We start from the raw sequence: 16,425 nt of genomic DNA on the forward strand, positions 1-16,425 counted from the left end.
TTTGTGGTTCCAGCCAAAACCTTTGACGTTCCGCAGATGCAAAAAGCACAGACCAAACCCCCAACTCCTCTTGGCCGTTGTCAGCGCGACAAGCCAATCGGCGATCAGCTCGTTCTCAGCTCTGAGCGTCGGCTGATATCGATAGCACGTCTCACTGATGCTGAATGCTCGGCAGGCCAAAGCAATGCTGACGGACCGGTGCCGAACCGCCCACTCGGCCATCTCTCTGCGTTGAGACGGCCTTACCACTTTTTTCCAAGCGCTTCCTTCAACAGGTCGTTTTGCATGCTCTTCTCGGCATACATGCGCTTGAGGCGCTTGTTTTCCTCGTCGAGCTCTTTCATCCGCGCCATCAGGCTCGCATCCATGCCGCCATACTTCGAGCGCCATTTGTAAAAGCTCGCCGAACTCATCCCATGCTCACGGCACAGATCCGCAACCGGCACACCGCCTTCGGCCTGTTTCAAAATACTCATGATCTGAGCGTCGCTGTATTTCGATTTCTTCATCAGAATCTCCTCTTTTATCTTTCGAGAAAATTCTACTTTCAAACGCCCCTAAATTTCGGGGGGATTACCCAACCACATTTATTTGGCTAACTGTTGTTCCGATAGTAGCAAAAGCGACTTCACACCTCCCGGGTGAAATCCCGCTCAATGTCAGCGGGGATGTCTATCGCATACAAATCGAATTGCCGTTTTCTTGGTATGCTTTTTACGGCGCTGCCATATGTTTTGGGGTTGCTCGGGTCGTATATCAACTGTTTTGCCCGTCTTTCATTCGTCAGTTTAGAACAGCGGCAGATGCTTCGGATTCTGGCCTTACAATTCAAAAGCTACGCGAACAGACAATGAATTTCTTTTTGAGCAAGCGGTTTCGGTGGTTTCACAGACAGGTCCCGTCGGGTCCTAGCTACGAAAGGTTGATCGAACAATGGGGAGCTTTGCATCTATCGTTTGATCTTGATTTGGCACGGCACCACCAAGATCACCTCAGCGGCTATTCCCCTTCAAAAACGCGAAACGCAAAGCCTAAACAGATTCGCGAAATTGCTCCGTACATAAATGATACGAAATTTGAATCTCTTCGAAGCGATCAGAACAACTATGTTCAATTGAGCTTGGAAAGCCGGTCTCCAATACTAATCTCAAAAGAGCAGCTCTTTCGAACACTATTTTGGGACAACGAAAGATACCTTAATGAAGTCTTTCCTAAAGTGAGGTGCGTAATTAGTTTGCTTGTGCTCGCTGGTTTCGCGCTAATCGGAACTGTCTTTGTACAAAGTATTTCATGGGTGATCCAAAGTTACTGATTACCCCCCTCTAGATTTTTCGATAGACAATTTACAGAAAAAAAAGTCCCGCCAAAGCGGGGCTTTTTTAGTTATCCATTTTCAGCGCGTTAATAAACGCCTCTTGAGGTATCTCAACCTTCCCGAACTGGCGCATCTTCTTCTTACCCGCCTTCTGCTTTTCCAGAAGTTTCTTCTTCCGGGTGGCGTCGCCGCCGTAGCATTTCGCGGTCACGTCTTTGCGCAGCGCCGACAACGTCTCCCGCGCGATCACCTTGCCGCCGATGGCCGCCTGGATCGGGATTTTGAACATGTGGCGGGGGATCAGCTCCTTGAGCTTTTCGCACATCGCCCGGCCGCGTTGTTCGGCGCGGTCGCGGTGGACCATCATCGACAGCGCGTCGACCGGTTCGTCGTTCACCAGCACCTGCATTTTCACGAGATTGTCCTCGCGATACTCGGTGAACTGGTAATCGAAGGAGGCGTAACCTTTCGTTACCGATTTCAGCCTATCGTAGAAGTCGAACACAACTTCGTTGAGCGGGAGGTCATAAACAACCATCGCGCGCGGACCGGCATAGGTCAGGTCGAGCTGGATGCCGCGGCGGTCCTGACAGAGTTTGAGCACGTCACCGAGATATTCGTCGGGCACGAGGATCGTCGCTTTGATGCGGGGTTCCTCGATGTGGTCGACATAGGTCAGATCGGGCATGTCGGCGGGGTTGTGCAACTCCTCGACCGAGCCGTCCTTCATGTGGATTTTATAGACCACGGAGGGGGCGGTGGTGATCAGGTCGAGATCGTATTCGCGCTCCAGACGGTCGCGGATCACTTCGAGGTGCAAAAGTCCGAGGAAGCCGCAGCGGAAGCCAAAGCCCAGAGCGGCGGAGGTTTCCATTTCGGAGCTGAACGAGGCGTCGTTCAGTTGCAGTTTCTCGATGGCGTCGCGCAGGGCGTCGAAATCGTTGGCGTCGACCGGGAAGAGGCCGCAGAACACCACGGGGATCGAGGGTTTGAAGCCCGGCAACGGCGCGGCGCAGGGTTTCTTGTCATGGGTGACGGTATCGCCCACTTTGGTGTCGCGCACCTGTTTGATCGAGGCGGTGAAGACGCCGATCTCGCCCGGGCCAAGCGCTGCGATGTCGACCATCTGCGGTTTGAGGACCGAGAGCTTGTCGATTTTATAGGTGGCGCCGGTCTGCATCATCTTGATCTGGTCGCCCTTCTTGATCGTGCCGTCGATGACACGGATCATGACGACGACGCCGAGGTAGCTGTCGTACCAACTGTCGACCAGCATGGCCTTGAGCGGCGCGGTGACGTCGCCCTTGGGCGCGGGGAGGCGGTGGACGATGGCCTCCAGAACGTCGGGGATGCCGAGGCCCGTTTTGGCGGAAATCTCGACGGCCTCAGAGGCGTCGATGCCGATGACGTCTTCGATCTGTTCCTTGACGCGCTCGGGCTCGGCGGCGGGCAGGTCGATCTTGTTGAGGACCGGGACGATTTCGTGATTGGCGTCGATGGCCTGATAGACGTTGGCGAGCGTCTGGGCCTCGACGCCCTGGGTGGCGTCGACGACGAGGAGCGAGCCTTCGACGGCCTGCATCGAGCGGCTGACCTCATAGGCGAAGTCGACGTGGCCGGGGGTGTCGATCAGGTTGAGAATATAGGTCTCGCCGTCCTTGGCGGGATATTCGATCCGCACGGAGTTGGCCTTGATCGTGATGCCACGCTCGCGCTCGATGTCCATGGCGTCGAGCATCTGCTGTTTCATGTCGCGCTCGGCCACGGTGCCGGTGAGCTGAATCAGCCGGTCGGCAAGGGTCGATTTCCCGTGGTCGATATGGGCCACGATGGAGAAATTGCGGATGTTTTTCAGCTCGGTCATGAGAGGCCTCAGCGGATGAAGGTTTGGCTGAGTTCTATGCGGGGAAAGGGGGGGAATGGCAAGGGGATTAAGGGAAACTTGTCCTGTCGCGAAGGACGATCTAGCGTGATTTCAAATGTACAGAGAGATGCATTACGTACGTGATAATTTTGAGGCAGAGGCATGAGCCATTACACAGTTAACTTTCCTCGAACCAATACTCTCAAAACTTTGTCTAAATTCACTCTGAGCGTGGCAGAGGCTCCAGTGACAGACGAACTTCGGTTCAAAACTGGACATGTTAGTTTTTTCACGCCGACCAGTATGACGATGATTGCAAAAACCTGTCGTTCTCGATCACGTCGTTATTCCAAAGAAAAGTTGCTTTATAGCGGCTTGGATAAGCATGGTTATGCCAACAACATGGGCTTTTCGGAGGCTTTGAACATAAAAGGAAATCCCTATCCACAAGGAGCATATGGCGGACAAAATTATTACCCGATTAGCGCAATGCGACGCGACGAGTTGGAAGGGCTTGCGGAGCAAAGAAGCATAGCAATCGGAGATGCCATTCAAATTCGTTGCGAAGAGATCGCAAAGGTCGTTTCTCAAAAGCGATCACAGGAACTGCAAACAATTATAGCGAATTCCTTTCGCGAGATATTCCGTAATACATTTGAACATTCAGGTGCGAATGGGGCACTTTTTTGTGCTCAGTATTGGCCTCAAAAAGATGAAGTGGAAATTTGCATTTCAGATAGAGGAAAAGGAATTTTTGAATCTCTAAAAGAGAACAAATATCTCACCCCCAGTTCGACCTATCAAGCACTTGCTCTGTCTCTGATGCCTGGCGTTTCATCAAAAGCATGGAGACACAAGAAAAAGCGCTCCTCACAAAAGAGCGAATGGGATAACTCTGGTTACGGACTTTTCTTTGCCCACAAGCTGTTTGGCGAACTTGGGTGGTTCTATTTGGCCTCTGGTGACAAGGCAATTTTGATAGAAAGTGGGGAGGCAATAAAACAAATGGATTGCGCAGTTGAAGGCACAGTTGTTTCAATGCGTCTTGATCTGTCGGATGCTGACAAAATCGAAAAATGCATAAAGAATATTAAAAATGAAGCCCATCGGGTTAAACAGCGTATTGGTACAAAAAGTATCGACTTTAAAAGTGTTGAAGCCTTCCTCAGAAAAGAAAAAGTCTTCTAGTAAGACCCAAGAACATCTCTCATCCCCCAACAAAAAGGGGCCCGAAGGCCCCTCTAAATCTCTCACACTCGCGTAACCCTTACAGGTTCGGGTAAAGCGGGAATTTTTCGCACAGCGCCTCGACCTCGGCTTTCACCTTGGCTTCGACCTCTGCATTGCCCTCTTCGCCGTTGGCGGCCAGCCCATCGACCACTTCGACGATCCAGTCGGCAATCTGACGGAATTCGGCCTCACCGAAACCACGCGTGGTGCCGGCGGGCGTGCCGAGGCGGACGCCGGAGGTGATCATCGGCGGCTGCGGGTCGAACGGGATGCCGTTCTTGTTGCAGGTGATATGGGCGCGTTCGAGCGCCTTTTCCGTGTCCTTGCCGGTCACGTTTTTGGGGCGCAGGTCAACGAGCAACACATGGGTGTCGGTGCCGCCGGTGACGATGTCCAGCCCACCTTTCATCAGTTGATCGGCCAGCGCCTGAGCGTTGGTGATCACCTGCTTGGCGTATTCCTTGAACTCAGGACGCAGCGCCTCGCCAAAGGCCACGGCTTTCGCGGCGATGACATGCATCAGCGGGCCGCCCTGAATGCCCGGGAAAATGGCGGAGTTGACCTTTTTGGCGATCTCGACATCGTTCGTCAGGATCATGCCGCCGCGCGGACCGCGCAGCGTCTTGTGGGTCGTGGTGGTCGCCACATCGGCATAGGGGAAGGGCGAGGGGTGCGCGCCACCGGCGACGAGACCGGCGAAGTGGGCCATGTCGACCATCAGGAGCGCCCCGACTTCATCGGCGATCTCGCGGAATTTCGCAAAGTCGATCTGGCGCGGAATGGCGGAGCCGCCGGCGACGATCAGCTTGGGCTTGTGCTCAAGCGCCAGTTCGCGGACCTGATCGTAATCGAGGCGCTGGTCCTGTTGACGCACACCGTACTGGATGGCGTTGAACCATTTGCCGGACTGGTTGACGGAGGCGCCGTGGGTCAGGTGACCACCGGAGGCGAGGTTCATACCGAGGATGGTGTCGCCCGGTTGCAGCAGCGCGTTGTAGACGCCCTGGTTGGCTTGAGAACCGGAGTTCGGCTGGACGTTGACGTATTTGACGTCGAACAGCTCTTTCGCGCGGTCACGGGCAAGGTTCTCGGTGATGTCGACATATTCGCAGCCACCGTAATAGCGACGGCCCGGATAGCCCTCGGCGTATTTGTTGGTGAGCACCGTGCCCTGAGCCTCCATCACCGCGGCGGAGACGATGTTTTCGGAGGCAATCAGCTCGATCTCGTGGCGCTGACGGCCGAGCTCTTTGGTGATGCTGTCGAACAGCTCGGGGTCGCGGGAGGCGAGCGCCTCGGTGAAGAAACCGGAATCGCGGACATTGGCCGTCATGCTATGCTCCTTGGCAGGATGGGAGTGTCGCGGGCTTCTTATCCATTCTGTGACAGTTGGAAAACCCTTTGTCGCTGCATAATCATCATGAATCCGTGCGCGATTGCGTGTCCGAGCGGAGCGGATGTTTCCGATCCGCCTCCTTTGGCACCTCTGAGCGACGGTGGATGTGCGGACAGAGCGCCGGGGGCTTGCATGCAGGACCGCAGGAATTCAGATGAAATCCCCGGCGGGCTTTGCTACTGAGGGCGCAAACATGTGGTTTCAAGAGGACCTGTGATGGTCAAGATCGCCTTTGCCGCCAGCGACGCCCAGATCGCCCAATCCGCACTGGCGGGTCTGACCGCGCGCTACCCTTCGGTGCCGGTGGAAGAGGCGGAGGTGATCGTCGCGCTGGGCGGTGACGGTTTCATGTTGCAGACGCTGCACGGGACCATGCATCTCGACACGCCGGTCTACGGCATGAATTGCGGCACCATCGGCTTCCTGATGAACGAGTTTCGCGAGGAAGACCTTGTCGAGCGGCTGTCCGAGGCGGAGGAAGAGGTGATCAACCCGCTGTCCATGGTGGCCTGTAGCGAGGACGGCCGGGAGCAGCGGGCGCTGGCGATCAACGAGGTGTCGCTGTTGCGTGCCGGTCCGCAAGCGGCCAAGCTGCGCGTGTCGATTGATGGCAAAATCCGGATGGAAGAACTCGTCTGCGACGGGGTGCTGGTGTCGACGCCTGCGGGGTCGACGGCCTATAACTATTCCGCGCGCGGGCCGATCCTGCCCATCGGCTCCGACGTTCTGGCGCTCACCGCGATGGCGGCGTTCCGGCCCCGACGCTGGCGCGGGGCGCTCCTGCCGAGCACGGCGAAGGTGCGTTTCGATGTGCTCGAGCCGAAAAAACGCCCGGTGATGGCCGATGCCGACAGCCGACATGCGGGCAATGTGCTTTGGGTCGAGATCGCCTCCGAACCGAAGATCAAGCACCGTATCCTGTTCGATCCGGGACACGGGCTCGAAGAGCGGCTGTTGCGCGAACAATTCGTCTGAGTGGCCGAGCGCACAGGCTCAGAAGTCGCGCTTGCTGCGCACCGGTTTGCCCCAGCCGTCGAGCTTGCGATAGAGCGTCGAGGGCGACACCCCGAGACTGCGCGCGGCGGCGGGAATCGAACCGCCTTCTTTCTGGATCGCATGCTCGATGGCCCGGCGTTCGATTTCGGCCAGGGTCTGCCCGTCGAACGGATCGGGGCGGGCAGGGATGAAGGAGGTCGGGCGTTGCGAGCCGTCCTGCGGCGCATGCGGATTGCGCAAATAGGGCGGCAGATCGGCAATCTCGACCACCGGCCCGTCATGCAGGATCGTGATGTTCCACAGCACGTTCATCAGCTCGCGCAGGTTGCCGGGCCAGTTGTGGTCGAGAAAGATCGCCTTGACCCCGGTCGAGAGGGTGCGGAAGGGGCGTCCTTCGCGGGCACAGAGCCGGTCCAGTTCGGTCTCGGCAATCTCCACCACATCCATGCCCCGACCGCGCAGCGGCGGCAGATGCAGATGCACCACATTCAGGCGATAGAACAGATCGGCGCGGAACCGCCCGGAGGTCACTTCGGCACGGGGATCGGTGGTGGAGGTGCAGATCAGGCGAAAGTTCACCGGCCGGGGCAACAGGCTGCCCTGCGGCGTGACCGAGCCGGTTTGCAGGATGCCCAGAAGCCGGGCCTGCATAGGCATGGAGAGGGCACAGACCTCGTCGAGCAGCAGCGTGCCGTTCTGTGCCTGTTCGGCCGCGCCGGGTTTGACGTCGCCGTCGGCGTGCCCGTCCAGCCTTCCGTCCATCTGGGCGATTTCGCCGATCAGCTCGGCCTCGATCCGGTCGGGGGCGGTGGTGGAACAGTCCAGTTTGACGAGGGTGCCGTTGCGAAACCCGGAGCGGGCGTGAATGGTCTCGGCGGCGCGGACCTTGCCGGTGCCGCTTTCGCCGGTGATGAACACCGGGGCGGCGGCGCCCGCGACGGCGTTGATCGTTTCGAACACGCCACGCATCACCTCGGAGGAGCCGATATGGCCGTCGAAGGCGGTGTCATTCTCACGCGGATCGCGCTCCTGCTGGCCGATGCTGAGCCCGCTTTCGGCATTGGCGATCGTCGCCAGCAATTGTTCGGGGTCGAGCGGTTTCACCAGAAAGTCGATCGCCCCGCTGCGCATCGCGGTGACGGCACGGTCAACGGAGGCGAAGGCGGTGACGGCAATCGGCTTGAGCCCGGGCAAATGCCCTTTGAGTTCGGCGATCAGGTCGATGCCGTTGCCATCGGGAAGGACAATGTCGATCAGCGCCAGTTCCGGTTGGTGAGCGAGGGCTTTCTCCCGGGCTTCGATCCGGTTGCGGGCGGTGATGACCTCGTAATCCGCCGCTTCGAGCGTGGCGGAGAACAGGGCCAGATGGGTCTCGACATCGTCAACGATCAGAATGGGTCTTCGCGACATGGTCGTTCGTTTCACTATCTATGATGGAATGAATTGCAGCCTGAATATTCATGGCAGTGTGGCGGAGTTGGCCGAGGACCGCAATAATTTCCGTACGTCCCGTTTCGGCAGCCCGTTCGGAGAGGGCATGGGCCATTTGCCGGGCGCCCTCGTGACCGGCTGAAGCGAACAGGCCGGACAGGGTATGGCTGCTACGCGCCAGCTCGGCCCGGCTTTGTGGTGTGGGGGGGGCTTTCGCGGCGGCAAAGGCCGCTTCGAGATACTGGTTCAGGTCCGTCGCCACTTGTCTGAGCAGCTTCAGCCGTGTGTCCCCGGACAGATGTCGCACCATCCGGCACAGGCAGGTCTTTGTGGCGTCCTGGGAGGCGGTCTCCGGCGTCATTGCCGGGGCCGGAAGGGGGGTATTGAGCGCAGGGCTCGGCGTTCGCCGCGCCGCGCGCTGGCTGCGCCGTTGGCTCAGGGCATGCAGCAGGCTGGTGACGATGTCCTTGCGTGAGGAGATGGGCTTGCAGAGCACCGCATCGGCGCCGCTGCTGCGGATGGCGAGGATATTGTCGTCGAAGACATGCGAGGTGACGGCGATCACCGGCGGCACCGGGATGTTGCGGCTGCGCAGGAGCGAGAGCACCTGCCGTCCGGACAGAAGCGGCAGTTCGATGTCGAGGAAGACGATGTCGAATTCGCTGTTGCGCGTGCTCAGAAGATCCAGGGCGGCGGCGCCATCCGGAGCCTCGATGACGCGTAGCCCGAGGGCCTGGAGATGTTGCCGCAGATGCAGACGCAGTGCCGCGCTGTCCTCGACGAGGAGTGCGGTCAGTCCCGCAGGCAACGCGGGATTCGGTTCCTTGCCGGGGTCGGGGGGCAGGGCGAGCTCTGCGAGCGGCAGGCATAGACAGGCTTCGGCGCCACCGTCGGGCGGGTTGTGCAGGGTCAGCTTGCCGCCGAGCTGGCGTGTGGCCTCACAGGCGATGCGGAGCCCGAAGCCGGACCCCGGTTCGCCCGAGCCGATCGGCAGAGGTTTGGGGCCGGTGCTGGCGAGCACCTCGGGGGGGAAACCGGGGCCGGCGTCACGGATGCGCACCAGCACGGCTTCGTGCGGCCCCAGACCGGAGCGGGAAATGTCGATGGAAATCGGACCGGGGCCGGCGTGATGCAGCGCGTTGGACACCAGATTGGACAGCACGCGCTCGAAGGAGAGCATGTCGAAGGCGGCGGTTTCCGGCATATGCTCTTCGCCGTGGAGCATGAGATGCGAGCCGAGCTGTTCGGTGATGCCGCGCCAGCGCTGCACGAGACCGGCAAGGCTGCGGCGCGGGGTGCTGATCGGCGCGGGGTAGGGGCGGTCCTGGTGGTTGTGGAACAGGGCGTCGGACACCTCGTCCAGCAGCCGTCCGAGATGCGCCCCGGCATGCGACAGGCGGCTCAGTTCCTGACCGAGTCCGGGGGAGAGATGGGCGCTTTCGCCCAATGTGTTCAGCGCGGTTTGCAGTTCGGAATAGGTGGCGCGGATGTCATGAGCGAGCAGCGAAAGGCGTCCTGCGTCTTCGATGAGAAGAGAGTAGCTTTGCAGTTCGCCTTGTTTCAATTCCGACCCCTAACAATGCACCTTTGCACAAGCGATAAAAAACGCGGCCGATCAGGCCGCGTTTCATGCCCTGTGCATCGGTTGTTAACAAATTCTTAACCAACCTTGCGCCGAGGAACAGAGCTTTTTGGTTAAAATTTACTCTTTTGCATAGCCGAGTCCCTGAAGTGCCACTTTGATCTCGTCCAGAATGGTCGGATCGTCGATCGTCGCGGGCATCTTGAACGGCTGGCTGTCGGCAATTTTCACCATGGTGCCGCGCAGAATCTTGCCCGAGCGGGTCTTCGGCAGGCGGTCGACGACGCAGGCGAGCTTGAAGGCCGCGACCGGGCCGATCTCGTTGCGGACGTCGCGCACGACCTCCTTGACGATGTCTGCATGATCGCGCGTACAGCCCGCGTTCAGGCACAGGAAGCCGAGCGGCATCTGGCCCTTGAGCTCGTCGGCCACACCGATCACCGCACATTCGGCGACATCGGGGTGGTTCGACAGCACCTCTTCCATCGCGCCGGTCGAGAGACGGTGGCCTGCAACGTTGATCACGTCATCGGTACGGGCCATGATGTAGACATAGCCGTCCTCGTCCTTGATCCCCGCATCGCCGGTTTCATAGTAGCCTGGGAAGGTCGTGAGATAGCTCTTGCGATAGCGGTCCTCGGCGTTCCACAGGGTTTGCAGCGTGCCCGGCGGCAGCGGCAGCTTGATCGCGATGGCGCCCAGCTCTCCGGGTTCGACCGGGTGACCGGCTTCGTCGAGAATGTCGATGTCATAGCCCGGCATGGCCACGGAGGGCGAGCCGATCTTGACCGGAAGCTCCTCGATCCCCAGCGGGTTGGCGGCGATGGCCCAGCCGGTTTCGGTCTGCCACCAGTGGTCGATCACCGGCACGCCGAATTTTTCCTGCGCCCATTTGATCGTGTCCGGATCGGCACGTTCGCCCGCGAGGAAGATCGCCTGCAAATCGTGCAGCTTGTAGCGCTTGATGAACTCGCCGTTCGGGTCCTCGCGTTTGATCGCGCGGAGCGCGGTCGGGGCGGTGAAGAAGGATTTGACCCGCTGGTTCTGGATGATGCGCCAGAACACACCGGCATGCGGCGTGCCGACGGGTTTGCCCTCGAACACGATGGTCTGCGCGCCCTTGATCAGCGGCGCGTAGCAGATGTAGCTGTGGCCCACGACCCAACCCACGTCGGAGGCGGCCCAGAACCGGTCGCCGACGTCGATGTTGTAGATGTTCTTCATCGTCCAGTTCAGCGCCACGAGATGGCCGCCGGTGGAGCGCACCACGCCTTTCGGCGCGCCGGTGGTGCCGGAGGTATAGAGGATATAGGCCGGGTGGTTGCCCTCGACCGGCACGCAGTCCGCTGGTTTCACGCCGTACTGGAAGCCGTGCCAGTTGAAATCCCGGCCCTCGATCAGTCTGGCAACCTCTTGTTCACGCTGGAAGATCACGCAGAACTCGGGCTTGTGCTCGGCCATGTCGATGGCCTGATCCAGGAGCGGTTTGTAATGCACCACGCGGTTCGGTTCGAGACCGCTCGACGCGGCGATGATGGCTTTGGGCGTGCAGTCGTCGATCCGCACGGCGAGTTCATGGGCGGCAAAGCCCCCGAACACCACGGAGTGGATCGCGCCGATCCGGGCACAGGCCAGCATGGCCTCGAGCGCCTCCGGGATCATCGGCATGTAGATGATGACGCGGTCGCCTTTTTCCACGCCGCGCATCTTGAGCGCACCGGCAAGCGAGGAGACGCGTTTTTGCAGATCCTTGTAGGTGATGCCCTTGGTTGCGTGGGTGATCGGGCTTTCGTGCATGATCGCCAGCTCGTCGCCGCGCCCGGCTTCCACATGGCGGTCCACCGCGTTGTAGCAGGTGTTGGTGAGCCCGTCCGAGAACCACTCGTAGATCGGGGCCTTGTCGTCGAAAAGCGCCTTCGAGGGTTTCTTGTACCAGTGAACCTCTTCTGCGGCCTCCATCCAGAATTTCTCCGGATCCGCTTTCCAGGCGTCGTAAACGTCTTTGTATGCCACTCGCTGCGTCCTCCTCGCTGGTCTGGCGTCAATGGCTTGACCCGTAACACCGCATAGGTTTCGGCAAATTTGCGAATTTACTTATGGGGTGACGCGGGGTCAAACGCGCGGGGGCTGGCCCGCTCGGTAGTCTTGTTATCAGACGTGGTTGTGAATGTTTATATAAATTTCGCAAACAAATTCAAAAATGTAGTTTGCAAACTTTGTTGTTTTATATAGGTGTTGCAAACGGAAAGGCCCTCGCAGTTTCCTGCGAGGGCCGTGATTTCAGAGGGTTGGCCGCTCAGCCGTAATGCGCCACCGGCGTGCCTGCGATGGCGGACATGTTGAGCAAACCGCGCGAGGTGATCGAGGGCGTCACGATATGCGCCCGGTTGGCCATGCCCATCAGGAGCGGGCCGACCTCGAGCCCGCCGCCTTTGGTTTTGAGAATGTTGCGCACGCCGGAGGCCGCATCTGCGATGGCGAAGACCAGCGCATTGGCCGGGCCTTCGAGGCGCGAATGCGGGAAATTGCGAGCGCGCAGATCCGGGGTCAGCGCACTGTCGATATGCATCTCGCCCTCATAGGCGAAATCGCGCGGCTCGGCGTCGAGAATCTCGAGTGCCTCCCGCATATGCCGCCCGGTCATGCAGTTCAGGTTGCCGAACTCCGAGTGCGAACACAGTGCGATATTCGGCTCGATGCCGAAGCGGCGCACATGGCGGGCGGTGGCGATCACGGTTTCGGCGATTTGTTTCGGTGTCGGCTCGGTATGGACATGAGTGTCGGCGATGAACAGCGGCCCGTCCTCGAGGATCATCAGCGACAGCGCGCCGGTCGGCTGATGCTCTTTGGTGCCGAGGATCTGGGTCACGTAATTGAGGTGCCAGAGGTACTGGCCGAAAGTGCCGCAGATCATGCTGTCGGCATGGTCCTGATGCACCATGATGGCGCCGATGGCTGTGGTGTTGGTGCGCATGATCGCCTTGGCGAGGTCCGGGGTGATGCCCTTGCGCGCCATGATGTTGTAATAGGCCTGCCAGTATTGCTTGTAGCGGCTGTCGTTTTCCGGGTTCACCACCTCGAAGTCGATGCCGGGACGGATTTTGACGCCGGCGCGCTCGGCCCGCATGGCGATGACCTCCGGGCGACCGATCAGGATCGGCTTGTCGGTGGTTTCCTCGATCATGCCTTGCGCGGCACGGAGCACGCGTTCGTCCTCGCCCTCGGCAAAAGCGATGCGGCGTTCGGCATGGGAGGCGGCGGCGAAGACCGGGCGCATGATCAGTGCGGATTTGAACACCGACCCGTCGAGCGCGTCCTTATAGGCCTTCATATCGGCGACCGGTTTGGTCGCAACCCCGCTCTCCATCGCGGCTTTGGCCACGGCGGAAGCGACGACCCCCATGAGGCGCGGGTCGAAGGGTTTCGGGATCAGGTAGTCGGGGCCGAAATCCAGCCGTTCGTCCTGATAGGCGGCGGCGGCTTCTGCGCTGGTGGTGGCGCGGGCCAGCGCTGCGATGCCTTCGATACAGCCGAGCTGCATCGCGTCGTTGATCTCGGTCGCGCCCACGTCCAGCGCGCCGCGGAAGATGAAGGGGAAACACAGCACGTTGTTGACCTGGTTCGGATAATCCGAGCGGCCTGTGGCGATGATCGCATCGGGGGCGACCTTTTTCACCTGATCCGGCATGATCTCCGGGGTCGGGTTGGCGAGCGCGAAGACGATCGGTTGCTTGGTCATCTTCTTGACCATCTCGGGGGTGAGCACGCCCGGACCGGAGAGGCCGAGGAACATGTCCGCGCCCTCGATCACCTCGTCGAGCGTGCGCAGGTCGGTTTTCTGCGCGAAGGCGGCCTTTTGCGGCGTCATCTCTTCCTCGCGGCCCTCATAAACGAGGCCTGCGATGTCGCAGAGCCAGACATTCTCGCGTTTGAGCCCGAGTTTCAGAAGCATGTTGAGGCAGGCGATGCCGGCTGCGCCGCCGCCGGTGGACACCACCTTGATGTCTTCGAATTTCTTGCCGCTGATCTGCATCGCGTTGGTTGCGGCGGCGCCGACGACGATGGCCGTGCCGTGCTGATCGTCGTGGAACACAGGGATGTTCATCTTCTCGCGACAGAGTTGTTCAACGATAAAGCAATCCGGCGCCTTGATGTCTTCGAGGTTGATCGCGCCGAAGGTCGGCTCCAGCGAGCAGACGATTTCGGCCAGTTTCACCGGGTCGCTTTCGTTCACCTCGATGTCGAAGCAGTCGATGTTGGCGAATTTCTTGAAGAGCACCGCCTTGCCCTCCATCACCGGTTTCGAGGCGGCGGCGCCAATGTTGCCGAGGCCCAGAACGGCGGTGCCGTTGGTCACCACGGCAACAAGATTGCCACGTGCGGTATACCGTGTGGCCGTGGTCGGATCGGCCTTGATTTCAAGGCAGGCTTCGGCCACGCCCGGGCTGTAGGCGCGGGCCAGATCGCGGCCGTTGGCCATCGGTTTGGTGGCGCGAATCTCAAGTTTCCCGGGTTTCGGGAATTCGTGATAATCCAGTGCGGCCTGCTTCAGGTTGGTCGTGCGGCTTTCCGTCGGCATGGGGGTCTCCCTGTTGCTTGCGGGCGCATCCGGCAGGTAGTTTAGTATTGAGCTAAATCTGCGACCTGACGTCACATCCCGGTTTGCCATGGCTCTACGCCCGTGAAGGGGCGGCGCGCAAGGGGAGAATAACCGCAATCTTGCAGTAAAGGCGGGTATTCCGACAAATCTTTGCCGGTTCTGTGCACAAACGCGCCGTGCGCCCGCCGCGAGGGTGCGGATTGTCGAGATCTCGGCGCATCTTGCTTGCATCCGCTTTCGCCCCGGCGCAGTCTTGACCAAACCGTCAAAAATGAGGTGATCCATGTCTCTACGCGCGTCTCTTCTCGAAGAAGCCGCCAAGGCACAGCCCAAGGCCTATGCCCCCTATTCGAAGTTTCGGGTGGGGGCCGCGATTCGCACCGCCTCGGGCGCGGTCTATACTGGCGTGAATGTCGAGAATGCGGCCTATCCGGAGGGCACCTGCGCCGAGGCCGGGGCGATTGCGGCCATGGTTCTGGGGGGCGAAACGGAGATTGCCGAAGTGGCGGTGATCGGCGACAGCGACGATCCCGTGCCGCCCTGTGGCGGGTGCCGCCAGAAGATCCGCGAATTTGCGGGGCCCGACGTCAAGGTGACGATGATGTCGCGCACGGGCAAGGAATTGACCATGACGGTGGGCGAACTGTTGCCGGGGGCTTTCACCCCGGATCACATGCCGGAACACATGGAGTGATGTGATGGACGCCCGCCAGATCATCGAGAAACTGCGCGATCATCAGCCACTCAAGGAGGCGGAACTGACTCTTTTCGCGCAAGGGCTGGCCTCGGGCGCGGTGACAGATGCGCAGGCCGGGGCCTTTGCCATGGCGACGCTTTTGAACGGCATGGCGGATGCGGAGCGCGTTGCCTGGACGCTGGCGATGCGCGACAGCGGCGAGGTGATGCACTGGGACCTGCCTGCGCCCGCGATCGATAAACATTCGACCGGGGGCGTGGGCGATTGCGTGTCGCTTTTGCTGGCACCGGCTTTGGCCGCGCTGGGCGCCTATGTGCCGATGGTCTCGGGTCGTGGGCTTGGGCACACGGGCGGCACGCTCGACAAGCTCGAAGCCATTCCGGGGCTCAGAACCGAAGTCACCGACGCGCGGTTCCATGAGATTGTCGAGCAGGTCGGTTGCGCCATCGTCTCGGCCACTGGCTCCATCGCGCCCGCCGACAAGCGGCTCTACGCGATCCGCGACGTCACTGGGACGGTCGAAAGCATCGACCTGATCACCGCGTCGATCCTGTCGAAGAAACTGGCGGCGGGGCTTGAGGCCTTGGTGCTCGATGTCAAATGCGGCTCAGGCGCGTTCATGACCACGGTGCAAGACGCCCGCGCCCTGGCGCAGAGCCTTGTCACCACGGCGAACGGGGCGGGGTGCAAGACTTCCGCGCTGATTACCGACATGAACCAGCCGCTGTGCCCGTCTCTTGGGAATGCGCTCGAGGTCATGGTGGTGATGGAGGCGCTGACCAACGGCGAGGTGGACAACATCCTCTGCGATGCGACCTGTGCGCTGGGCGGCGAGCTGATGGTGCTTTGCGGGCTGTCGGACGACATAGATCAGGCGACCTGGGCGGTGCGCGACACGCTGACCGATGGCTCCGCCGCCGAACGGTTCGGGCGGATGATCACGGAATTGGGTGGGCCTGCGGATTTCGTCGATCATTGGCGTGATCGCCTGCCGTCGGCGCCCGTGGTGCGCGATGTGGTGGCCGAAGCGCCGGGTTATGTGGGTGAGATGGACGGGCATGCGCTTGGTATGGCCGTGGTGCATCTGGGCGGTGGGCGTCTCAAGGGCGGCGAGAAAGTCGACCCGGCGGTGGGGCTTTCCAATGTCTGCTTGATCGGGGAATATCTCGATGAAGACAGTCTGATCGCAACGATCCATGCGCGGTCTGTCGAGGATGCGGATCGGGCGGAGGCCGCGATCCGGGCGGCGATCCGTCTGGGTCAGGAGGCCCCGGTGGAGCCGCCTTTGGTGTATGAAAAGGTGACAGGATAAGC

The 16,425-nt window shown here is 60.2% G+C and carries 10 protein-coding genes and 1 pseudogene; 4 read left to right on the forward strand and 7 right to left on the reverse strand.

Going from position 1 to position 16,425, the window contains the following annotated elements; translation table 11 throughout:
• Together NH195_RS20925 and lepA are read right to left on the reverse strand one after the other, a co-directional pair.
• Nucleotides 1–509: pseudogene (locus tag NH195_RS20925) on the reverse strand (transposase); the annotation flags it as partial.
• Between the two features lie 870 nt (nt 510–1,379).
• A complete protein-coding gene (gene lepA, locus NH195_RS14465; RefSeq protein ID WP_066708333.1) occupies nt 1,380–3,179 on the reverse strand; it encodes a translation elongation factor 4 in 1,800 nt (599 codons plus the stop codon).
• A gap of 162 nt (nt 3,180–3,341) precedes the next feature.
• On the opposite strand from lepA, the gene NH195_RS21275 reads away from it, so the two are divergent.
• Nucleotides 3,342–4,367 (forward strand): hypothetical protein, encoded by a 1,026-nt coding sequence (locus NH195_RS21275; RefSeq protein ID WP_155846192.1) that lies wholly within the window; start codon nt 3,342–3,344, stop codon nt 4,365–4,367.
• 79 nt (nt 4,368–4,446) lie between these two features.
• Here the strand turns inward: NH195_RS21275 and glyA are convergent, their stop codons facing one another.
• Entirely contained in the window at nt 4,447–5,742 is a 1,296-nt protein-coding gene (gene glyA / locus NH195_RS14470) for a serine hydroxymethyltransferase (RefSeq protein ID WP_066708336.1), read from the reverse strand.
• Between the two features lie 276 nt (nt 5,743–6,018).
• On the opposite strand from glyA, the gene NH195_RS14475 reads away from it, so the two are divergent.
• Complete coding sequence (locus tag NH195_RS14475; protein WP_066708339.1) at nt 6,019–6,780, forward strand: NAD kinase; 762 nt, start codon at nt 6,019–6,021, stop codon at nt 6,778–6,780.
• 18 nt (nt 6,781–6,798) lie between these two features.
• On the opposite strand, the gene NH195_RS14480 is transcribed toward NH195_RS14475, so the two are convergent.
• The 4 genes from NH195_RS14480 to NH195_RS14495 all read right to left on the reverse strand — a co-directional run bounded on the left by NH195_RS14480 (nt 6,799) and on the right by NH195_RS14495 (nt 14,393).
• Nucleotides 6,799–8,211, reverse strand: a complete 1,413-nt coding sequence (locus tag NH195_RS14480; RefSeq protein ID WP_066708343.1) for a sigma-54-dependent transcriptional regulator — start codon at nt 8,209–8,211, stop codon at nt 6,799–6,801.
• Nucleotides 8,183–9,796, reverse strand: coding sequence for a hybrid sensor histidine kinase/response regulator (locus NH195_RS14485; RefSeq protein ID WP_066708345.1), 1,614 nt, complete (start codon nt 9,794–9,796; stop codon nt 8,183–8,185). Before NH195_RS14485 ends, NH195_RS14480 begins: the two co-directional genes overlap by 29 nt.
• A 138-nt stretch (nt 9,797–9,934) precedes the next feature.
• Nucleotides 9,935–11,827, reverse strand: a complete 1,893-nt coding sequence (locus NH195_RS14490) for a propionyl-CoA synthetase (protein WP_066708346.1) — start codon at nt 11,825–11,827, stop codon at nt 9,935–9,937.
• 283 nt (nt 11,828–12,110) lie between these two features.
• Nucleotides 12,111–14,393 carry an NADP-dependent malic enzyme gene (locus NH195_RS14495; RefSeq protein ID WP_066708347.1) on the reverse strand — a complete coding sequence of 761 codons (2,283 nt, stop codon included), beginning with the start codon at nt 14,391–14,393 and terminating at the stop codon, nt 12,111–12,113.
• 304 nt (nt 14,394–14,697) lie between these two features.
• On the opposite strand from NH195_RS14495, the gene NH195_RS14500 reads away from it, so the two are divergent.
• Together NH195_RS14500 and NH195_RS14505 are read left to right on the forward strand one after the other, a co-directional pair.
• Entirely contained in the window at nt 14,698–15,108 is a 411-nt protein-coding gene (locus tag NH195_RS14500; protein ID WP_066708349.1) for a cytidine deaminase, read from the forward strand.
• Between the two features lie 4 nt (nt 15,109–15,112).
• Nucleotides 15,113–16,423, forward strand: coding sequence for a thymidine phosphorylase (locus NH195_RS14505; protein ID WP_066708352.1), 1,311 nt, complete (start codon nt 15,113–15,115; stop codon nt 16,421–16,423).
• The last annotated feature ends 2 nt before the right edge of the window (nt 16,424–16,425 follow it).

Origin of the sequence: Celeribacter ethanolicus, from assembly GCF_001550095.1 — a bacterium.
Classification (GTDB): Bacteria; Pseudomonadota; Alphaproteobacteria; order Rhodobacterales; family Rhodobacteraceae; genus Celeribacter; species Celeribacter ethanolicus.